The following is a 19,560-nucleotide window of genomic DNA, read 5'->3' as shown; positions in this document are numbered from 1 at the left end:
CAAACTCAAAGGTTCGGGGCTTTTGCCCCTGCGAATTTATAACCATAATATGTCTTGGGGTACAGTAGTTTCTAATCAAACAGGTTGATTTTTTTAGTTGTTGCTTACCAGTCTTGGTGAGGAGGAGGTTTCATTCCACCGTTCGCGGAAGTTCACGCGGTCGGGGAGGTGGAGACCCTGCATATAGTCAATTTCGGGATAGAATTCATGCAACTCCCTTGCGTGTTCGACGCTCTGGACGCCCTCGGCTACGATTTTCGCATCGGGGAGGACGGAACGGACGAAGGACAGCGCGGCGGGCAGGGAGTTCGGCGATTCCGGCGGGGCGCAGACGAGTTTGCGGTCAATTTTAATAAAGCTTGCGATCTCATCGAATTCGGAAAAGCGGAAAGCATCGCCGAGGCTGAGTTCGACATCGTCAATCGCAAAGCGGGCACCGAAGCGGTGGAAGAGGCTCAAAACGTGTTTGCTCATGACCAGAGTCGGAGCGCTTTCGTGGATTTCGATGATGACGCCTTCGCGTATCAGGTTGTCGAGGCGGAGCTTTTCAAGATGGGAGAGGACGGTCTTGATGAAGTCGGCGGACAGCAGGGAACGCGCGGAAATATTAATGGAAACCTGCCGCTCGGCGCTCTGGCGGAATTGGCGCAAGGCGCATAGGACGAGGAGCGTGTCGATCGGCTCGGTCAGGCCGTTGTCGTAATAGGCCATGATGACGTTGTAGGCGGGGAGCGGATCGCCGTTTTCATCGGGCAGACGCAGGAGAAATTCTGCGGGCGTCCCGAGGTTTTTCTCCGGGTTGACCGGATGCCAGGGTTCGGTCCCGAAAATAGGTTTGTGATTATCGACCGCCTTGCACAAGGAGCGAAGGGCGGTGTGCATGACTTGCGCCTGTTTTTCTTCGGTTTCTGTTTCTGCGCGGGCATGGACGTTCCTGATCCTGATGGCCAAATCCTCAATGCGCGGATAGAGGCTCTCAGGCATCATCCAAAGGCTATCCTTCCTTCTTGAGGGACCACTGGACGCTGGCGAACTCGCCCGAAGTGTGGCCGTAGATCACGAGCTGTTTTGTCTTGCGGGCTTCGGATTCGTCGCCGAGATAAATGCTGTCCTCCAGTACCAGAATTCCGGCGCCGAATTTAAAGCGCCAACCGATGCCGCCGGGCATACGGAGCAAGGCTTCGGTGTCGTTGTTGACCAGAGAGACGGTGATGCGCGGGTGGAGGTGGAAGCGGATCGCGATTTCCACGGGGCGCACCAGATTGATGCTGCTGATGAAGCTGTCCTCTCCCCTGAAATCGTGGCCTTCCCCGGTCAGGTAAAGGCGGCGGGCATGGGTGATGCCGTTCAGTGAGGCGTAGCCGTTATGCGCAGCGTCGAGCAGGATGGCCTCGCGGGTTTCCTGCCGTTCGCATTTTGCCGCGCTTGAGCGGCGGCCGAAGTGACCGTCCTTGCGTATTTCCTGTGCGTTTCGGTAATCGAGGCTGGCGGTGTTGTGCGCGGAGGTGGCGCGAAGGGCTTCCTGCCATTCCGGCGAAGTCAGGTGCGTTCCGCAGGAAACGAACAGGCGTTCCTTGCCATAGCTGAACTCAAAGGCCAGAGGGGCGGCGTGAGTATAGCGGTCGCAGGGGTATTTCGGGGCGGCGCCATAGTCAAATAACACCAAAGAGCGCCCCATCTCCATGCGTTCGTAGCCGCTGTCCGTCAGAGATTGGGGTGTTTTTCCGCGTAAACCGGCCTGTGCCAGCGTCTTGTCGATTTCCTCCGGTTCGTTTTCCAGAGAAGCGTTGAAGACGGCCAGACGGCGGTCGCCATAACGGAAAAAACGCAACGCCGTACCCATGGCTGCGATGGTTTCTACGAGGTTTTCAGGAACCGGGGTACCGCCAGCGGTCAGGGCCGATTTTATGTCCAGTATAAGCTGCAAACTCTGCATCAGTCTTTGGGGTGAGCGGGAGGCGTGGCCGCCGTCGGGCAATATCTGTTCCTCAAGGCTCTTTCCGACAAGGGTCAAGGCGTGTTCGACCCAGCGTTCGCGGCCTTCTATGGCGAGGCCTGCGTAGATCAGACCCTTGGCGGCTTGCAGCAGGGGGATTTCGTCGAGTGTTCCCAGTGTGTTGTAAAGGTGCTTGGCCTGTTTTATCATGGATGAAAAAAACAAATCCTCATCGTCTTCGGGCAGGCCCGCGCAGAAATATTCGTGGTGTGAAATCCACATGGCGATGCGACGGCCCGTCACATCGCCGCGCCACGCATCCTTGTGCCAGCTGGGAAAGGACCGCGCCCAGCTGCTGATCATCTGCTGGCCCTGATTGCGGGCGAGGGAGCCGCATTGTGCGCGCAGGTCACGCAGCCATTCGAAGCTGTTGAGAAATTCCGACTGGGCCGGGTCATCGTTCTCGTAGTACCACCAGTGGTCATACCAGACGGGGCCGCTGTCTTCAGTCGCGCCGCAGGATTCTAGAAAATAACGCCCTTTTTCCGGCTTGCCCTCCCAGACGTCGGCGGGCTTGACCAGCAGGCGTTCGGGGGCTTTTTCGCTGAGGCTCCAGTTATAAAGAATGGTGCCGCAGGCCATCTGGCCCGCCTTGCTTTTCAGATTTTGCAATATGCGTAAAGGCATGGCGCGTCTTCCCTCACACTCTCAAGGCCTTGATGTTTTTCGCGTAGTGCTGCGGCCCGTCCTTGAAGATGGCGGTGCCCGCGACCAGAACGTCGGCTCCGGCGGCGATGACCTGTTTGGCGGTTTTGGGTGTGATGCCGCCATCGACTTCAAGGTCGATGGGGCGTTTGGTGTTGTCAATCATTTCGCGGATGTCGCGGATTTTATCGAGCAACGGGATAAAGCTCTGGCCGCCGAAGCCGGGGTTGACGGTCATGACCAGGACGAGGTCCACCATGTCCATGACGTGCGCGATGGATGCGGAGGGGGTTGAGGGGTTGAGGGATACGCCCGCTTTGATTTTATGTGCCTTTATGGATTGCAGGGTGCGGTGAAGATGAGATCCGGCTTCCTGATGGACGGTGATGATGTCTGCACCTGCCGCTACGAAATCGGCGATCAGGTGATCGACGGGGGCGACCATGAGGTGGACGTCGAAAATCTTTTTGCTGTGCGGGCGGAGGCATTTGACGACGGGCGCGCCGAAGGTGAGGTTGGGCACGAAATGGCCGTCCATCACGTCGATATGGATGTAATCGGCTCCGGCCTTGTCAATCGCCCGCACCTCTTCGCCCAGCTTCGCAAAATCGGCGGAGAGGATGGAGGGGGCGATGCGGACGGGGCGGGCAGCGGGCATGGTTTTTACGGTTATGTTTAACAAAAGAAGAGGGAATACCAGAGCAGATTCGACAAGATATAACAAGACCGCCCCGAACGGAGCGAATCATAGAATTACCGTAACATTTTCAGAGGGTAAATTCCATGGTTAAGCCATTGTTATGCAGAGGCTGGAAGAGATTTTGTCGCTGGCGCTGTCCTGCGGAAATATTTGCGGCCGGGTTCCTCGATGTATTTGTAGGTGAGGACCGAGACGGCCATCACGACGGCGAGGTAAAGCAGGGTGAGGGCGTCCCCCGTCCAAATGTTTGTGGCCAGACGCTCCTTTCCATTGATTGTCATAAAGGTGTCAATATCTGTGACCTTGGCGACGATCCTTCCGCCGAGTATGAAGACTTTGCCAGCAATAAAGGCGTGGGTCATGTAGATGGAATAGGAGAGTGTGCCCAAAAGGACAAAAAACCTGTGCAGGAGCAGTTTTGAAATCATGCCCCTTTCGTGGGTGAAGATGTAAATGGTCATGAAAAAAACAAAGGGTGCGGCATAGACACAGGCGGTTTCCTTGGCGAGAGATACGAACAGCAGCACCGAGGTCACCGCTGCGATTTCCAGAAGGTTCCACATCGTAGCCGATTTTATTTTTTCGGGCAGGATTTCCTTGGTGCGCCTCCAGACCAGACAGCACAGCGCCCCGGTTCCGAAGCCGTAAATGCAGCGGATGATGCCGAAATTCACCGTGGTCATGAATTCCCCGTAGAACATCAAAAACCCCAAGGACAGGGCAATCAGGCCCAATATTCCCCAGAGGGTGCGGTTTTTGAAGAGGAGGATCGTTGCCGCGAAGATGAGGTAGGTCCAGAACTCTGCACTGATGCTCCAACTTGGGCTGTTGAAGGAGAGGCGTTCGCCGAAGCCGAGGGCGTGGAGCATGAGCAGGTTGGTGACGATATAATCCGGGGTCGCGCCCGGTCCGGTTAAGGGCGGGGTCTGGCTGAGCTTGGCCAGCGGGGGAATGAGAATCTGCACCAGCTCGACCGCGACAAAGGCCAGAAGCGTAAAGAGGTGCAGCGGATAGAGTCGCCCGAAGCGCAGGCGCATGAAGGTTGCGAGGCTGTAGCCCTCCTTCAGACGGTCGAAATAATTGATGAAGATGACAAAGCCGCTGAGGACGAAAAAAAAATCGACATAGAGGCCCGCGTTGAGAAAGAAGGGGATGTTGTAGAAGTGGTTATAGGCGTGAAAATGAAAGAGCGCCACCATGCAGGCGCAGATGCCGCGCCAACTGTCCAGAACGGTGAAACGGTGCGGGGGTTGGGGGGGCATTTGCGTTTTCTTAAGGTGGTGGTTTGCGAGTTGCGGCGTCCGGCGAGGGCGGCGAACGCCGGATTACGGTAACATTTTTTCCGGGGGTGGGGTATGGTGTTGTGATAAAGGCCTCTTTCTCATTCCTAAGAAACCCTGCCCAGTTATGGGGTACAGCTCTTTATACAATCCTATCCGCCAAATTGACTAGACTCGAATGAACGAATAAAGCGTAAGATGTTGCTTACAGAATCGAAAATAAATCTTGCTTCGTGTAAGCCCATGATTTCATTATCGTGGGCGAAAGACTTGTTGTTTCTTACATCATTAAATTCATCAAAAATGCTAATACTGCTCTTCATTATGCGGCGGGAAATTTCATGAATTTCAACCTCACCCTCCAAGGCCTTTATGTATTTTCCTACCCTGCTATTCAATGGTTCATTTTGTTCGCAGGCTATATTACGCACTGACAAAAGATGAGAAAATTTTTTCATGCAGTAGGTGTGTAATCTGTCTAACGCAGCCTGAGGCTTGTTGGCCGCTATGTCACGATGAATCGCCTCTATCAACTCATCCAATGTTTCATTATTGCTAAATTTTTCTATCGCATCAGTACTGGCAAGACCTTCGTCACATTCCAACCTATGAACAATCTTAAAATACGCATCTGTAAGAGATGGTTTAGCATTTCCATTGCCGCGTTTTTCTAAGATAGATGCTCGATAATCCCATAGGGTACGCAATACACGAGCCACAATTTTCGAATTTTCTTGTTCGATAAAAGATTTGAGCCGTTTACCTTTGGAAGATCCATTTTGGCGATATTTTTCTGCATCAATGTCTACATTAAATTCTTCTTCAAAAAATAATCCAAAGGTTCTGTCAGAAAAATCAAGAACATATCCAGCCCCGTTTCCTGTATTAAACGCATCTTCCAGCGTTTCAATTTCAGTTAGTTTTAGTTTTGGCACTTTTTTGCTCCGTTTTAACTTTTGCAGAAGAGGGAGTTTTCAGTATTTCTGTGAAGGCTGTTATTGAAACGTGTCTTCATCAATATGTTCAAAAGGATAATGTCTGCTTAATGCAGCTTTAATTTTACAGCTATTGTTTTCATAGGCCTCTCACAAGAACTGTCTGTGTGTCTATTTTTAGGAATTCCGCGTCAACCGCGCCACGTAGAACCCATCAATCCCGCCCTGAGCCGCGAGGTGGAAGGGGAGAATCCGCAGGTCGCCGTTGGGGTCGATCAGTTCCGCATAATTTCCGATTTCCTCCGGCGCGATGGGGACGCGCTGAAAGTTCGGGTTTTGGCTGAGGAAGGAGTCGACCTGCCGTTCGCCTTCGTCCTTCTGCAGGGAGCAGGCGCAGTAGATGAGCAATCCGCCGATACCGAGAATCTTTCCGGCCTGTGCGAGAAGGCGGGACTGGACGGCGATCAGCCCCTCCATATCCCTTGGGGTTTTAAGATGCGGGAGGTCGGGGTGACGGCGGATGGTTCCGGTCGCACTGCAGGGGGCGTCGAGCAGGATTCGCTGCGGAGCGGGTTCGTTTTTCGGCGGGGACCAGACGGTGGCGTCGGCAGCGATGACCTGCACCCTGTCCTGCAGGTTCATGCGTTTGACGTTTTCCTCCAGCCTTTTGAGGCGCTGGGCGGAGCGGTCGAGCGCGATGACGTGTGCGCCCATAGAAGCGAGTTGGAGGGTTTTCCCGCCCGGAGCGGCGCAGATGTCGAGCACCGTTTCGCCCTCCAGCGGGCCGAGAAGCTTTGCGGGGAGGGCGGCGGCGGCGTCCTGAATCCACCATTGGCCCTGATCGAAGCCCTCCATTTCGCGGATATTACCGCCGGCCATGCGGCGTAGGGTTCCCGTCGAGAGCACGGAGGCCTTGAGCGTGGCGGCCCAGTAGGCGGAGTCCTTATTGTCCTTCACCGTAATGTCCAACGGGGCTTCGGCCATGTTGGCGGCGGCGATTTCGGCGGCTTCCCTCAGGCTGTAGTCGGCGATCCAGATTTTGAGCAGCCATTCGGGGGTGTTCAGACGGGAGGCGTCCTGCTTGCCCATCCAGTCCTTGCCGCTGCGGATCAGGGTGCGGAGCAGGGCGTTCACGAAGCCCTTCTGGCGGTCCATGCCGATCAGTTCGGCGAGGTTGACGGAAGTGTCTACGGCGGCGTGGTCGGGGACGTCGGTGAAAAAGAGCTGGCAGGTGCCGAGGCGCAGGATATTTTTTAACTGGAGAGATTTGAGAGATTCGGGCCTTTCCTGCGCCCTTGCGATAAGATCGTCAATCTGGCCCATGCGGCGCAGGGTGGTGGCCGCCAGCATCCGCACGAAGGCGCGGTCGCGGGGGCTTAGTTTTATAAAATCCTGTGTGTTTTCAAGGGCATGATCGAGCATCTGGCGCTGGTTTATGACAAGATCAAGAATTTCAAGGGCACAGAGGCGGGCGGCCAGAATGTCGGATTCAGCGTTGCTTTTTTCCTCCTCAGAAAAGCCGGGGGATTGAATAGTGTCTTTGTTTTTTTGCGTCGGCATAATAAATTGTACCCGTTAGACCTTTCATTCTAGTATTATGTATGGAAACAGAAAAACCAAGCACGATAGAGCCTGATCCGCAAAAAATGTTGAAGCGCATCCAGCGGATGCATTTCATGTCGATGGAGTTGCAGGCAAAGCTGGAGGATCTGAAGGTCAATGCCGATTCCGGGGACGGGCTGATTCATGTTACCATGAGCTGTGCGGGCAAGGTTTTGAAGCTTGAGCTTCATCCCTCTATGGTCGGGTGGGATCGGGAGATTGTCGAGAATCTGGTTTTGACGGCCCTCAATAATGCCGTGGAGGCAAAAGAAGAGGTTATCAAGACCGAGACGCAAAGGATGCTTAAGGAGAGAGGGTTGGATGACGACAAGTTTGAATAAAAAACTCGTTAGACCGGACGAACCGGATGCTCCTGAGATTGTGCGGGAGATTGGTGGGTTTGCGGATAAGAAGCTTCCTGAACCCACGCGATACGGCGATTGGGAGGTCGGCGGGCGGTGTTCAGATTTTTGATTTTTTGGGCAGTGACATGAAATTTGGCCTTAGGAATTTTTTTTCTGTTTCAGGTTTTGTTTTTTCCTGGTTTCTTTACGCGAATTATGCACAGGGGATGCAGCCTGTTCTTATCGAGATGTATGGAAGCTCTTACAAGTGTGATGCCAGTCAAGAAGTGGAAAAAAATATCAAAGAGATTCTCTCCCAACATTCAGAGGCTGTTTTTCTGAATTGCCGTTTAAAAAACCCTCTAACGGTTAAAGAAGTGGAGCCTTTCGGGCAGGAGTTCTGTAATCAAGGAAGGGTTGGTTATTATCGTAGTCTTAATACTATGGTCCTGAATATGCCTATGGTCGTCATTAATGGCCGTTATGAGGCTAACTCAGAAAAAGTAGATACAGCGATTAAGGCAGCGTTATCTTTGGACAGTGTAGCCAAAATTGATGTTCGCCGAACAGGTTCTGCTCTTGAAATTAGTCTTGAGGGTGTTTCTTCCGATGCGAAAAAAGGTTCTCTCTTTCTATACTCCTACTTGCCGATCGAGCATAATGTTCGTCAGCCTGTTGTGGATTCGGCTTCTATTGACGGTGATTCGTACATAGCTACTGCGTCATCTGCGGTTGCTTTTCGTCCAGTGATAGACCTTGTTAAGCTGGCTGACTGGAATGGTGAGCCCTTAAGTTTTTCTTATTCCTTGTCCGGACTGGTGAATTCGATTTATGATCCGGGCAGTCTTGGCTATGTTGCTGTGTTACATGAGTCTGGCTCTTCAGGTCCAGTTTTGGCGGTGGGTGAGTTGAAGCCCGGAATGTCCTCGCAATATATACAAGGTGCCTCGCCCTCTATCGATAGTGATAAACAAAATCGCAATCTTCCCGTTACGCTGCCAAATCAATAATCAAGGGTACGTGGTCGCTGGCTTTTTCCCAGTCGCGGGCTTCTGTCAGGATGGTATGCGCTTTCAGCCTTGATTTCAGCGGGGGCGTAACCCAGAGATGGTCAAGGCGACGGCCCCGGTTCGATTTTTTCCAGTCCTTGTTTCTGTAAGACCACCACGTGTAACATTTTTCATTATCGGGGATGAAATGGCGGCTGGAATCCGTCCAATTTAGCGATTTTCTCATTTTTTCCAGTTTTTCGACTTCAATCGGCGTGTGAGAGACGACGTTCAGAAGTTGCTTGTGCGACCAGACGTCATGTTCCTTTGGCGCGATGTTGAAATCGCCGGCGGCGATCAGGGGTATGTCGTCCGTATAGCGGTCCTTAAACCATCCGCCGATTTCTTCGATGAAGCCGAGCTTGTGCGCGAATTTATCGTTGATATCCGGGTCGGGTTCGTCGCCGCCTGCGGGGATATAGAGATTATGCAGTTCAAAATCTGTAAGCTGGACAGAAATGTGTCGGCAATCCTCTTTGCCTACCCGGTGATGGAATTGCGGGTTTTGAAAGGGGTGTCGGGAGAGGATGGCCACGCCATTATAGCTTTTCATGCCCTGTATGTGGATGTGTGGGTATCCGGCGTTACGGATGTCTTCTGCGGGGAAAAATTCATCCGGGCATTTGGTTTCCTGCAGGCACACGATATCCGGCTGCTGTTCTTGCATGAGGCGAAGAAGCAGCGGGAGCCGCAGGCGGACAGAATTTATGTTCCATGTGAGGAGCCGCATGAGAATTATGACTTAGAACGGGAGGTTCATATCGCCCGGAAGGCCGAGGCTCTCCATCATGCTTTTGGTCTCGGATTTTATTCTTTCATCCTTGGCTTCGGTGGCCTTGTTGACAGCGGCCACAATCAGGTCTTCGAGAGTCTCCTTATCTCCGTTCATCAAAGAAGAGTCTATGGTGATGCGATTGAGTTTCCCGGAGCAGGTCATCACGACCTTGACCATTCCGCCGCCGGACTCACCCTGAACCTCTACATCCGTGAGCTTTTGCTGCATCTGCTGGATTTTCAGCTGCATGTCCTGCGCCTGTTTCATCATCTGCTGGAAGTTCATAATCCTGTTTTTTCCTTACTTTGACGGGTGTTGCTATTTTTCGGGGCATTATCCTGATCTTCAGGCGTTTTTTCAACCCTGATGATGCGGGCATCGGGGAAGATTTTTAGAATGTCCGTAATTACGGGATGTCTGGATGCCTGCTCGATTTCCTGTTTTTCTGCATGTTCTTTTTGTTCCGCTAAGGTTGGCTGCCCCGGCTTTTCGGAGAGGGAGATCAGCCACCGTTGGCCGGTGATGTCCTGAAGCGTTTTTCCCAGATTTTGTGCCAGTTTTGGTGAGGCCTCGGGCTTCAATCGGAATTCAAGATGGCCAAAGGGATTTTCGCCTTCTGTTTTGTATTCGAGCTTTACAAGATGAGCGTATTGATAAAGCTCTCCGGCGGTCCTTGCTTCGCGGCTGGTCTCCAGAAGAGCGATCATGTCCTGCAACGTTTCGATGGCGGGGCTTTGATCTCGCGTTTGAATGTCTGGGGCGAGGGTTGCTACAGGCTCGGTCGCCTTCTCGTGCGAAGGGGAGGCTGCCGGGGTTTTTGATGCGGGCGCCTGCCCGTCTTTCAGGCTGCGGATCAGATCGGCGGGGTCCGGGAGGTCGGCGGCATAGGACAGGCGGATCAGGACCATCTCTGCCGCCGCTTGAGGGTTTGGCGCTTCGTGGACTTCACTCAGTCCCTTGAGCAGGATTTGCCATGTCTTGCCGAGCGTTGGCATGGTCAGGCGGTTTGCAAGGTTCTTGATGCGTTCGAGCATCAGGCCGGAGAGAGTTTCCGATGCATTACCGATTTCAGGGACGGCGCGGAATTTTGTCAGAAGATGGGTGAACCCCAGAAGATCCTGCATAATCACGATGGGGGCGCCGCCCTTGCGGTAGATATCGTCCATTAGTTTCAGGGCTTCGGGCAGTTTTCCGGTCAGGATGTTTTCGAGGAGGTCCAATGTGAGCAGGCGGTCGGTGAGGCCCAGCATACTCTGGACGAGTTCTCCGGTTACGCTTTCGCCGGAGAGTGCCATTGCCTGATCCAGCAGGCTCAGCCCATCGCGCACCGAGCCATCGGCGGCGCGGGCGATCATTTCAACGGCGGTGTCTTGTGCGGCCACGTTTTCCTTGGCGCAGATATCCTTGTAATGGGCGCAGAGGGTTTCGAAGCTGACGCGGCGCAGGTCGAAGCGCTGGCAGCGGGAGAGAACGGTCACCGGAACTTTGCGTATTTCCGTGGTGGCGAAAATGAATTTGACGTGTTCGGGCGGTTCTTCGAGCGTCTTCAGCAGGGCGTTGAAGGCCGAGGCCGAGAGCATATGCACCTCGTCGATGATATAGATTTTATAACGGGCTTCCACGGGGGCGTAGCGCACACCATCGAGAATATCGCGCATATTATCCACGCCGGTATGGCTGGCGGCGTCCATCTCGATCACGTCGGGGTGGCGGTCTTCCGTGATTGCGCGGCAGAGGGGACAATCGTCGGTCGGCCCTGTGGTGGGACCGGATGTGCCGTCCGGGCCTTTATAGTTCAGCGCCTTGGCGATAATACGGGCCGTTGTCGTTTTGCCGATGCCGCGAACGCCTGTGAGCATAAAAGCATGGGCAATCCGGCCGGATCCTATGGCGTTCTTGAGGGTGCGGACGAGGGCTTCCTGTCCGATCAACTCATCGAAGTTACGCGGGCGGTATTTGCGCGCCAGAACGCGGTAGGCTTGCTGTTTTTCCGAGGTCATTCCTGATTCTTAATGCGATTCAGGCTTGGCCGCAATAACTTTGGGGTTTTAGGGCTGTATAAGCCGGGAAGAGGGGGAAAAGTGGAAGGCTGCGCGACCCGAAAAACTCGACGTTGGCTGCTTCCTTTCGGACCTGACCGGGTATGCACAAGCATCCGCCCGGCAACCTTCCGCGTATGGGTATAGCGGTGTTGGCGGAAAATTTCAAGTTTTCGTTGAATTCATGGGTGGTTTTGTGTAGTTCATACGCTATTCTCCAGGGTACGCCGTTGTAGCTCAGGGGTAGAGCAACGCATTCGTAATGCGTGGGCCGGGAGTTCAAATCTCCCCAACGGCACCATATTTTTCCGTCAGTTTAAATTGAGCCTTTTCTCTGCGAATGGTATTTCTTTCATGAACGTATAATCTTCGCGGATTTATATGAGGATTTTAAGATGAAACATATTATGGCTTTTGTATTATTGTCTTTTTTATGCGTTTTTACCCTGCCTGTGAGCGCCCATAAGATCGATAAGGAGAGACTTGCCGAGATCAAAAAGGAGCAGATCGAGCGGGATATCCGTTATCTTTGTGACCGGACGGAGTATCTTGAGAATCAGGTCCGAAAGGAAAACAGGGCTAACCACGCGCAAAGCGCGAAGCGGGTGGATCGAGACTATCTGCCCAAGCTCAAGAAAGCCGCACGGCATGGGGATTTTGATCTGTGGAATATGATTCATCAGGATTACATGAGTGCGCGGAAATCGGCTCTGGCCAACGATAAGAAGGCCTATGAGGCCAAGCAGGCTAAAAAGAAAGAGAATCCTTGGTACAGAGAGCCCGTGAATCATTAGGAGCGGTCACATAACGGTTTTTAGTCGGTTGCCGGTGATCAAGGGGCAGATTCGAGCGAAAAGCTTGCCGAAAATCATCTGATCGGGTACGCTTTTATCATTAAATTAGACATAATAATTTGGTGATAAGCCCATTCGATGACCAGTCCTAAAATTCCGCAGCGCATTCCCTGGCAGGACAGTTTGTCTGTTCCTGAAATCGTTCCTGCTTATATGAATTTTTCCGAGGTTTATAACGAAGAGGGGGCTGCGGAGGCTTTTCATGCGCGGCGTCTAATCGCCAAGGGTAAGGGCGTGACCGATCCCGAGGAGGCTGCAGAAGCGGCTCTCGAACTGGCTTCTAAGGCTTTGTGGGCGGACGGCAGACCGTCCGTTCATGCGGAGCAAGTTTATGAAAGCGTCAAAAGAAATATGACGGACGGCGGGATTTCCGGGCAAACCGATCTGACCGTTTATGTTCCCACGATCGTCCGGGACTATAAAGCCGATGAACCGACGGTGTTGGGAAAAACAAGTAAAAATGCGCTGGCTACGGCCTATTCACTGGAACTGGCAGAGGTGTTGACAGAGCTTGCGCGGCAAAGGGGAGAGAATATCCGTTTTGTCTCGGACGATCAGCATCGTCTGTTACGGGCGGACAGCGACCAAAGACTGCCGCGGCGGGAAGCCACTACCTATGAGCGGTTCAGCCGCCAGAATATCTATAATTTTTCGCAATTCAAGGCGGGTGATTTTGTCCTGCTGGCCGATGACCATGTGCAGACCGGCGCGTCGCTGAAAAACCAGCTCGATGCCGCGCAGCACGCCGGAGTCAAGGTTGTCGGTATTGCTGCGTTTGGGGCGTTGTCTGAATCCTTAAGTCTTGAGCCGAAGGCGGATGTGCGGACGGTCATTTCGCGGGCGTTGTGGCACAACAGGCGGATCGTGGGTTCGACGCAGCCTCTTCCCGACATGATGCTCAGGCTCAATAATGCTCTGGAACTCTCGGGAATGTCTTATGACAGCCTGACCAACCGTGAGTTGATAACTCTGGCGGGCCTGTTTGTGGACCGCACCGATCCCAAAGCTGAGAAATTTTACAATGATCTTAAAGATGAACTCGGGGCGTCCGCCTTCATGGAGGATGACGGGCGCGACAGTCTGGAGCTTGGCGACCGAACGGCGATTACTGTCGAGCAGTTCTATGACGAGATGCGGATCAACCAGTTCACCGAGCTGATTATGATTTCGCAGCCCCATGCCGGAGAGCGCAACGCCAATACCGATCCCAGTGCGCCGCCGGTGTTTTTTATTTCCGCCGGAGGGGCGGCCGTCGGGAAGAGCGCCATGGTCGATCTGATGGAGCGCAAGGGGTTTTTCCCGAAAAACACTCTCTTCATCGGGCATGACATGATCGCCGAATGTTTCACGGACGATGACCGAATCCGGCATTTTCACCCGGAGCTTCTGAAGGAGCATGTCGGTGATTACCATCAGGCGGTTAACCGATTGGTCCACTGGGCGGTGGAGAACAAGTATTCGGTGGTTTTGCAGGATCATCTTCAGGATCCGGAATGGATTGAAACTCTTGCGAACGAGACCCATGAGGCGGGATACAAGGCTTATGCGACCGGGCTGTTTCTGGACGAGGATACGATGCGGCGTCACCGGACGGAAAACAACCAGTTGGGGGCGCTGACGCCCATTTCCGTGCAGATGGTGAAGGATTTCGCACGGAACTGGGACGATCTGATGAGCCGGGGGCTTTTCGACCATGCGCTGCTTTTTCACCGGGTCAAGCCCGCCAACGCGCAGGAATGGACACGCTATACGAAGGAGCGGCTGGTGAAGGCCGCTGAATATACTTTGGATCCGCTGGGGAAGCCGGTGATGAATGTCGGTGCGCCCGTGACATTAAAATTTGAGCAGCCCGAGGGCGGAACAGTTGAAAGAGAGGTCGATGCCTATGACGGAGTCTTCAGACGATGGCAAAAAATTGTCGTCAACCATGAAGCGGAGCCTGGCTCCTGGGAAGGAATCATCACCGGAGAAGAACCGGATGCCGGATTTTTCCGCGGACGAGTGGTCCGAAGCGCTCGAGAGGGCGGAGGAGAAGCAGCGCCTGAAAGAGGAACAAGCACGTTCGCGCAAACTTGGGACAATACGCTCTGATTATGAGGGCAAGAAGGGGGAGGAGTGACAGCCCTTTTTTGAGTATTGTGTAAAATCATGCTTGGGTTATTTTTGTTTGCTAAAGTAGTTGCGGATAATTTCGTTTGCCAATTCTGCTTGATGAATTTTTTTGCGCTCTGCTTCTCGCTTGATCAGTTCTTTGTTTTCATCAGAAATAACAATAGGTTTGTATGTTTCTGGGAAGGCCCACGAACACACATAACAATTTAAATTGCAGCCGCGACAAGCCGAGCTTTTAAGGTTGTTGCATTGTTCACAAAGAGGTTGCCAATTTTCTGTTTCGTTGCCACCACTCCGAGATCGAGGAACTTTGTGGTCTGGGCTAAGTTTTATATTTGGTTCTTGGGAGCCGCAATGAGCGCACTTGTAGTCAAACCTCTTTTTGATTTCAGCCCAGAGTTTTTTGTCAGGTTTTATTCGCGGCTCACGTTTGGAGCCTAACTCTAAGGACTGAATTTGGTATTTTGTTCCCTCTTTTATAATACAGGTAAAACCTTCCTCCCCCTGCAACTCCCTTAATCTTCGAAATACGTCTTTGTATGGTTCTTTACCTATAGTTTTTCTGTAATTATCGACCTCTGCACGAATTTCTTTTTCTGTAAGAATAGGGCCGGGTATTCCATGGTTACTCGGCCAGAGTGCATTCAAAATAACCTCATAATATTTTTTGTTAGCTGGTGTAGTCGTTACAAAATTATCAACAGCATCTTTTAACCACTTTTCTCTTCTGCCAACGGAAATGTTGGCTTTTTCTGCGGGCTCCAATAAAAAGCCCTTACTGGCTCTATTTTTGGCCATGGAAATTCCTTGCAAGTTAAGCTATAAAGAACAAAATAGAAACTTACGATAAATCTTAACTTATTTAGCATAGTTATCAATGCGGTTTGCATCCTTTTTTGCAGGTATAGGTGGTTTCGATCTTGGTTTTCAAAGAGCCGGGATGACACCAGTTTTTCATTGCGAGATAGACCCGTATTGCCAAAAAGTTCTAAAAAGACATTGGCCGGAGGTACCTTTACATGGCGATATCCTTACGCTCAAAGAGTTCGACATCCCTCAAGCAGACTTGTGGGCAGGAGGGTGGCCCTGCCAAGATGTTAGCCATGCAAACACGCAGAGAAAAGGTATTGGCGGAGAGAGAAGTGGGTTGTTCTTCCAGCTTGCACACCTTGCTGGAAAGCTTAAGCCAAAGTGGCTTGTCTTGGAAAATGTGTCAGGGCTCCTTAGCTCAGACGAAGGATGTGCGTTTGAGTCAGTTATCGACGAACTTGAAAAAATCGGGTATCTGGGGGTATGGTTTACGTGCAACACTCTCGACACGGGCCTTCCCCATAATAGAGAAAGAGTTTTCTTTATTGGATCTTATAGATCAGAGTCCGCCTATCAGTTCTATTCTAACGGCGGCGAATTGCTTAGGGATCATTCGGCGGGAGAGGAGAGCAGGAAGAGGAGGCAAACTCGATCCTACTTTTCGGAAAAGTTTATTTCAAACACTCCGCTTTTGGTTCAGCGTCGCGGAGGCTTCGGGTATACCAAAGCAAAAAGCTATAGCCCCACGATACGTGCCCAAACTGGAAAACATCAAGGCGGCCATACCGACAGACCAATTTTATGTGGCCAGGAACTTGACTTGGACAGAGTGCGAGAAACTGATGGGGTTCCCAGAGGGATGGACGGTCGCAGAGGGAGATTCATTGGCAACGCAGTAGCACCACCAATAGCAGAATTTATTGGTAGGAAAATTTTAGAAATAGAAATTAATGAAGGCAATCTATCTCTTTCGGGGTCTTTGGCGGCGGAATAAAAAGAAAAAAGCGCACACATAACTATTTTTTTATTTGTTTGGCATTATAAAGATTTAGTATATGAGCTCCTTACAGGTATTATTTTTAGGCAGTGGGTTTTATGAAATCCTTTTATTTATTATTTTTCTGTTTTTGCGTGATTTTTTCTTATCCAGCCTTCGCGGACAAGGCCGAGGTCGATTTCCGCAAGTTCAGCGGGCAGGACGCCTATGCGTGGCTGGCGGAGCGGAATTTCATGCTGGAGCGTTCGGCGGATAACCGTAAGAAGACAAAAATTTCTCTGACCGATCAGGGGCTGACGATGGAGGCGCTGAAGCCCGCGCAGTCGATCATCGCGCTCAAGAAAGGGAAGCTGACCGGCGATCAGGATGTGGAGATCGTGTGGGGGGTGAACAAGTTTCCGGCGGGGGCGTCTTATCAGAACGGGCGGCGGAACGAGGCGATCATGTTCTATGCTTTTTTCGGCAAAGAGATGATCGACAGCGGGTCGGCCATCGTGCCGGACAGCCCGTATTTCCTTGCCCTGCATCTGTGTGAGAACGACCCCATCGGTGCGCCGCTCAAGGGGCGGTTTTATCACAAGGGCGGGCGGTTTATCTGCGCCGCGCACCCCCAGCCGGGAGAGGTGGTGACCACGCGGCTGAACCTTAAGAAGACCTTTAAGGATATCTTCGGGATAGAGCCGCCGCCGCTTTCCGGCATCGCGTTCGAGTTCGATACGACAAAACCCAAGGATGACGGAACATCCTCGGCTTTTGTGCAGAGCGTGAGATTTCCTGAAGCGACCTATATCCGGAAAGATTAGCCGATCCGGTCTTGTTATCGCAAAAATAGACTTTTGGGCCCAAAAGCCTTACACTTTGTCATGGACCAAGGCGGACAGTTTTAGGGGCGGTTATGGACGAGCCTGCGGATAAAGCCGGAGGTAGCGGGCAGGTTGAGCAGGTGCAATCTGTCAATCCGCAGTTCACGTCGTACAGCTTCAGTTATCAGCATACTCCTTCGTTGCATACGACGCCCTATCTTATCGATTCCATAAGGCTTAACGGCGAACTGGTTTCGCAGGAAATTTTGACCCGCCTTGATACGGCTCGATCCGGACAGAAGCTTGTCGTGGGGTTCGGGGAGTTGCACGAGAATGGCGCCCATATCGTGCTTGAACACGATGTCGTCCATAAGATGGTGGTTAACGGCGTTTCGTGCGCGTTTGCCGTGGAGTGGCCGCCGAACAACATCGATCTGCATATTGATGATGAAATGAAGGGCGGGACTGCCGATAAGGCGGGTCTGCAATCCTTTCTCCGTCGTCCCGGGAACGAGCGTTTGCGGGAAAAGCTGTCCGCTGATACGACGCCCATTCGAAGTAACAATGCGCGGCTGAGCCGGACGGCTTTACACCAATATCTCGACAATCATGGAATTCCAGTGTTCTGTGCGGATGCCCCGAGGGATTGGTCTCGATATATCACGGATGACCGGACGGCCCAGCATTTGCTTGCGGATGATCCCAAGGCCGCCGCCGCGATTGCCGAGGCGGCTTATTTCTTACATATCAAGCCGGGCGAAATCGGCTATCCCTCTGTCAATGCGCTGCACCAGTTCGGGATGCTGGCACGGAATCTTTATATGCTTCACGAGGCCGAGGATATTCTGGACCGCAACCCGGATATTCAGATTCTATTTCTTCAGGCCGGGAGGGCGCATATAACCGGAAATCATGCGCTTCTGCCTGAACCCAGCCCTTACGAGCATGGTTTAAGCTGGCTGTTTGCGGAACAATCCGGGCATGTCTTCGTTCCGGTTCCTTTCTACGGGTCTGGTGCCGATAGAGAGGCCAATACACCCCCTGATGCGATGGGTGACCTGCGCCAGATCATGCTCGGGTATGTCGAAAATACCCCCTTCAACGTTGTAACCAGCAATATTTCCGATAAGACGGAGGCGCAGCAACTGCGCGAACTTTCGCCGTATTTTGATTATATCGGCGAAACGCTTGACGGGCGGGATGCGCGGGAATTACGCGAGGAGCGCAAGGAGGCGCTGATGCATACTCTTGAAAGGATCAGGGATGAAAACCATCTGGTTCCTGCTCCGGACTTGCTTCCCCATTAGGACTGTTTCCCGTTTTTTCTGTTTTTGACCAAAATCAAGGCTATTTTTTCGCGTTTGTGGGATCGTTTGGGGATAGTGTCTTTATTTTTTCAGAGGATTATCCGTGCATTCGCTTAATGATCCCAGCAACCGTGCGCTTTTTGAGCGTTATATCTCTGTTTGCAACGAGGCGTTGGATAATAATAAGCACCGTTTTCCCTTTCGGCAGATTCTTGACGGTTTGGGTCGGCAAGCATTGAGTGGTAATTCCGTTCAGGTTTTAATTGTCGATGACCAGCCTGCGGAGGGGTTTTGTATCGTTTATGAGAAAAGCTGCCGGGTTGTTCTGGCTGAGGAGCGCTTTAACTCACTCCCGCAAAAAAAATGGAAGGTCACGAAGAGCTATCTTGAAGGCGTAATCCGTAATCCTTATGAGTATATCAATAATCCCGCCAAGATCGACTGGGAGTGGCTTCATAGCCTTCATAGCAGGGTGGAATGAGCGTCAGGTACAGGCGTTGCAGCCGGTGTCCTTGCATGGATATTCGGACGTGCAAGCCGTGCAGGTGAACTGAACAAGCGAGTCGATGCTCACCATTTCCAGCGTTGAGCCCTTTATGGTGATTCCGGTTGCCGCTTTCAATTTGGAAAGAGCGCGGGAGAAAGTCTCCGGCTGCATTCCCAGTCGTGAGGCGATCAGGGTTTTATCGTAGGGTAGGTGAATAGTGATCGGGCGACCCTTGAGTTCGTTCTGGTTGGGAACCAGCCTCAAGACAAAACACCCAATGCGCTGCGGCGCGTTTTGCAAAGAACGGTGTTCGATTTCCTGATCCTGCTGGCGACGGTAACGCGCCATCGAACTGAGCATTGAGAGGGCGAATTTTGGGTTCGTTTCTATCAGGTGCTGAAGTTTTTTCAGGGACAGCGATAGAATTTCAGACGGTTCGACGACTTCGGCGCTGTAGGGGTATCGGTTTTCCTCGAAGATCGAGGTTTCGCCGAATGCGTGTCCTTGCGTCAAAATATCAATAATGGCTTGTGCGCCGTCGAGTGTTTCGCGGAAAACTTTAACCCAGCCGCTTTTGATAATGTAATAGCGCTCGGCTTTATCGCCGTTCACAAACTGCATACGGTCCTTGTTGCAGAGTTCAAGAACGTGCCCCTCCAAGAGGAATTCTAGCTCTTTTCCGGTGCATCCGCTGAACAAGGGTATTGATTTCAGGAAATCCGTGGAATTTGCGGCTGATGCTTTCTCTTTGACTTTAACTTTAACTTGTTTCATCCTGTGTTTTTATAGGATTCACTTGATAAAGGTCAAGGCATGGCTGTGGTC

The 19,560-nt window shown here is 52.1% G+C and carries 20 protein-coding genes and 1 tRNA gene; 10 read left to right on the top strand and 11 right to left on the bottom strand.

Annotation, left to right across the window (positions count from 1 at the left end):
• Window positions 1-93: 93 nt before the first annotated feature.
• The 6 genes from IPN28_01540 to rsmB form a co-directional block, all read right to left on the bottom strand.
• Window positions 94-987 carry an EAL domain-containing protein gene (locus tag IPN28_01540; protein QQS57528.1) on the bottom strand — a complete coding sequence of 298 codons (894 nt, stop codon included), beginning with the start codon at window positions 985-987 and terminating at the stop codon, window positions 94-96.
• A gap of 7 nt (window positions 988-994) precedes the next feature.
• Window positions 995-2,623 carry a heparinase II/III family protein gene (locus IPN28_01535; protein QQS57527.1) on the bottom strand — a complete coding sequence of 543 codons (1,629 nt, stop codon included), beginning with the start codon at window positions 2,621-2,623 and terminating at the stop codon, window positions 995-997.
• A gap of 13 nt (window positions 2,624-2,636) precedes the next feature.
• Window positions 2,637-3,299: a ribulose-phosphate 3-epimerase gene (locus IPN28_01530; protein QQS57526.1), complete on the bottom strand. Its 663-nt coding sequence runs from the start codon at window positions 3,297-3,299 to the stop codon at window positions 2,637-2,639.
• Between the two features lie 140 nt (window positions 3,300-3,439).
• Window positions 3,440-4,603, bottom strand: coding sequence for an acyltransferase (locus tag IPN28_01525; protein QQS57525.1), 1,164 nt, complete (start codon window positions 4,601-4,603; stop codon window positions 3,440-3,442).
• A 170-nt stretch (window positions 4,604-4,773) separates the two neighbouring features.
• Window positions 4,774-5,556, bottom strand: a complete 783-nt coding sequence (locus tag IPN28_01520) for an abortive infection family protein (protein ID QQS57524.1) — start codon at window positions 5,554-5,556, stop codon at window positions 4,774-4,776.
• Window positions 5,557-5,733: 177 nt separating this feature from the next.
• Window positions 5,734-7,116 carry a 16S rRNA (cytosine(967)-C(5))-methyltransferase RsmB gene (rsmB, locus tag IPN28_01515; GenBank protein ID QQS57523.1) on the bottom strand — a complete coding sequence of 461 codons (1,383 nt, stop codon included), beginning with the start codon at window positions 7,114-7,116 and terminating at the stop codon, window positions 5,734-5,736.
• A 41-nt stretch (window positions 7,117-7,157) separates the two neighbouring features.
• Here rsmB and IPN28_01510 point away from each other — a divergent pair, with 41 nt between their 5' ends.
• Genes IPN28_01510 through IPN28_01500 form a run of 3 tightly spaced genes read left to right on the top strand, consistent with a single transcriptional unit; the run spans window position 7,158 to window position 8,512 of the window.
• The gene (locus IPN28_01510; GenBank protein QQS57522.1) at window positions 7,158-7,499 is read left to right on the top strand and encodes a YbaB/EbfC family nucleoid-associated protein; all 342 of its coding nucleotides are present in this window, start codon (window positions 7,158-7,160) and stop codon (window positions 7,497-7,499) included.
• Window positions 7,480-7,632, top strand: a complete 153-nt coding sequence (locus IPN28_01505; GenBank protein ID QQS57521.1) for a DUF1674 domain-containing protein — start codon at window positions 7,480-7,482, stop codon at window positions 7,630-7,632. The genes IPN28_01510 and IPN28_01505 overlap by 20 nt, the downstream gene beginning before the upstream one ends.
• A 16-nt stretch (window positions 7,633-7,648) precedes the next feature.
• Entirely contained in the window at window positions 7,649-8,512 is an 864-nt protein-coding gene (locus IPN28_01500; GenBank protein ID QQS57520.1) for a hypothetical protein, read from the top strand.
• Here the strand turns inward: IPN28_01500 and xth are convergent.
• From xth to IPN28_01485, 3 genes are read right to left on the bottom strand one after another with little or no spacing between them, the layout of a single operon-like run.
• Window positions 8,493-9,281 carry an exodeoxyribonuclease III gene (xth, locus tag IPN28_01495; GenBank protein QQS57519.1) on the bottom strand — a complete coding sequence of 263 codons (789 nt, stop codon included), beginning with the start codon at window positions 9,279-9,281 and terminating at the stop codon, window positions 8,493-8,495. The genes IPN28_01500 and xth overlap by 20 nt on opposite strands.
• 12 nt (window positions 9,282-9,293) lie before the next feature.
• On the bottom strand, window positions 9,294-9,611 hold the full coding sequence (locus IPN28_01490) for a YbaB/EbfC family nucleoid-associated protein (protein ID QQS57518.1): 318 nt from the start codon (window positions 9,609-9,611) through the stop codon (window positions 9,294-9,296).
• Window positions 9,608-11,326, bottom strand: a complete 1,719-nt coding sequence (locus IPN28_01485; GenBank protein ID QQS57517.1) for a DNA polymerase III subunit gamma/tau — start codon at window positions 11,324-11,326, stop codon at window positions 9,608-9,610. The genes IPN28_01490 and IPN28_01485 overlap by 4 nt, the downstream gene beginning before the upstream one ends.
• 265 nt (window positions 11,327-11,591) lie before the next feature.
• Between IPN28_01485 and IPN28_01480 the strand changes: the two genes are divergently transcribed.
• From IPN28_01480 to IPN28_01470, 3 genes are all read left to right on the top strand, one after another.
• Window positions 11,592-11,666, top strand: a tRNA-Thr gene (locus tag IPN28_01480).
• Between the two features lie 106 nt (window positions 11,667-11,772).
• A complete protein-coding gene (locus IPN28_01475) occupies window positions 11,773-12,159 on the top strand; it encodes a hypothetical protein (GenBank protein ID QQS57516.1) in 387 nt (128 codons plus the stop codon).
• A 138-nt stretch (window positions 12,160-12,297) separates the two neighbouring features.
• A complete protein-coding gene (locus tag IPN28_01470) occupies window positions 12,298-14,310 on the top strand; it encodes a zeta toxin family protein (protein ID QQS57515.1) in 2,013 nt (670 codons plus the stop codon).
• Between the two features lie 66 nt (window positions 14,311-14,376).
• Here IPN28_01470 and IPN28_01465 read toward each other — a convergent pair whose 3' ends face one another.
• A complete protein-coding gene (locus IPN28_01465) occupies window positions 14,377-15,129 on the bottom strand; it encodes an HNH endonuclease (protein ID QQS57514.1) in 753 nt (250 codons plus the stop codon).
• 79 nt (window positions 15,130-15,208) lie between these two features.
• On the opposite strand from IPN28_01465, the gene dcm reads away from it, so the two are divergent.
• From dcm to IPN28_01445, 4 genes are all read left to right on the top strand, one after another.
• Window positions 15,209-16,135, top strand: coding sequence for a DNA (cytosine-5-)-methyltransferase (gene dcm / locus IPN28_01460; GenBank protein ID QQS57513.1), 927 nt, complete (start codon window positions 15,209-15,211; stop codon window positions 16,133-16,135).
• Between the two features lie 101 nt (window positions 16,136-16,236).
• Window positions 16,237-16,941 carry a hypothetical protein gene (locus IPN28_01455; GenBank protein QQS57512.1) on the top strand — a complete coding sequence of 235 codons (705 nt, stop codon included), beginning with the start codon at window positions 16,237-16,239 and terminating at the stop codon, window positions 16,939-16,941.
• 92 nt (window positions 16,942-17,033) lie between these two features.
• The gene (locus IPN28_01450) at window positions 17,034-18,248 is read left to right on the top strand and encodes a hypothetical protein (GenBank protein QQS57511.1); all 1,215 of its coding nucleotides are present in this window, start codon (window positions 17,034-17,036) and stop codon (window positions 18,246-18,248) included.
• A 103-nt stretch (window positions 18,249-18,351) separates the two neighbouring features.
• The gene (locus IPN28_01445) at window positions 18,352-18,729 is read left to right on the top strand and encodes a hypothetical protein (protein QQS57510.1); all 378 of its coding nucleotides are present in this window, start codon (window positions 18,352-18,354) and stop codon (window positions 18,727-18,729) included.
• Between the two features lie 3 nt (window positions 18,730-18,732).
• Here IPN28_01445 and IPN28_01440 read toward each other — a convergent pair whose 3' ends face one another.
• Window positions 18,733-19,509, bottom strand: a complete 777-nt coding sequence (locus tag IPN28_01440; GenBank protein ID QQS57509.1) for a Crp/Fnr family transcriptional regulator — start codon at window positions 19,507-19,509, stop codon at window positions 18,733-18,735.
• Between the last annotated feature and the right edge of the window lie 51 nt (window positions 19,510-19,560).

The organism is Alphaproteobacteria bacterium, assembly GCA_016699735.1.
GTDB lineage: Bacteria > Pseudomonadota > Alphaproteobacteria > Micavibrionales > Micavibrionaceae > JAGNKE01.
Note: the sequence above shows the minus strand (reverse complement) of the source record. Positions and strands in the feature narration are given on the sequence as shown.

Bases quoted from the DNA above. Each gene is read 5' to 3' on its own strand.
- IPN28_01540 (QQS57528.1), bottom strand. From the start codon at position 987: ATGATGCCTGAGAGCCTCTATCCGCGCATTGAGGATTTGGCCATCAGG.
- IPN28_01535 (QQS57527.1), bottom strand. From the start codon at position 2,623: ATGCCTTTACGCATATTGCAAAATCTGAAAAGCAAGGCGGGCCAGATG.
- IPN28_01530 (QQS57526.1), bottom strand. From the start codon at position 3,299: ATGCCCGCTGCCCGCCCCGTCCGCATCGCCCCCTCCATCCTCTCCGCC.
- IPN28_01525 (QQS57525.1), bottom strand. From the start codon at position 4,603: ATGCCCCCCCAACCCCCGCACCGTTTCACCGTTCTGGACAGTTGGCGC.
- rsmB (QQS57523.1), bottom strand. From the start codon at position 7,116: ATGCCGACGCAAAAAAACAAAGACACTATTCAATCCCCCGGCTTTTCT.
- IPN28_01510 (QQS57522.1), top strand. From the start codon at position 7,158: ATGGAAACAGAAAAACCAAGCACGATAGAGCCTGATCCGCAAAAAATG.
- IPN28_01505 (QQS57521.1), top strand. From the start codon at position 7,480: ATGACGACAAGTTTGAATAAAAAACTCGTTAGACCGGACGAACCGGAT.
- IPN28_01500 (QQS57520.1), top strand. From the start codon at position 7,649: ATGAAATTTGGCCTTAGGAATTTTTTTTCTGTTTCAGGTTTTGTTTTT.
- xth (QQS57519.1), bottom strand. From the start codon at position 9,281: ATGCGGCTCCTCACATGGAACATAAATTCTGTCCGCCTGCGGCTCCCG.
- IPN28_01490 (QQS57518.1), bottom strand. From the start codon at position 9,611: ATGAACTTCCAGCAGATGATGAAACAGGCGCAGGACATGCAGCTGAAA.
- IPN28_01485 (QQS57517.1), bottom strand. From the start codon at position 11,326: ATGACCTCGGAAAAACAGCAAGCCTACCGCGTTCTGGCGCGCAAATAC.
- IPN28_01475 (QQS57516.1), top strand. From the start codon at position 11,773: ATGGCTTTTGTATTATTGTCTTTTTTATGCGTTTTTACCCTGCCTGTG.
- IPN28_01470 (QQS57515.1), top strand. From the start codon at position 12,298: ATGACCAGTCCTAAAATTCCGCAGCGCATTCCCTGGCAGGACAGTTTG.
- IPN28_01465 (QQS57514.1), bottom strand. From the start codon at position 15,129: ATGGCCAAAAATAGAGCCAGTAAGGGCTTTTTATTGGAGCCCGCAGAA.
- dcm (QQS57513.1), top strand. From the start codon at position 15,209: ATGCGGTTTGCATCCTTTTTTGCAGGTATAGGTGGTTTCGATCTTGGT.
- IPN28_01455 (QQS57512.1), top strand. From the start codon at position 16,237: ATGAAATCCTTTTATTTATTATTTTTCTGTTTTTGCGTGATTTTTTCT.
- IPN28_01450 (QQS57511.1), top strand. From the start codon at position 17,034: ATGGACGAGCCTGCGGATAAAGCCGGAGGTAGCGGGCAGGTTGAGCAG.
- IPN28_01440 (QQS57509.1), bottom strand. From the start codon at position 19,509: ATGAAACAAGTTAAAGTTAAAGTCAAAGAGAAAGCATCAGCCGCAAAT.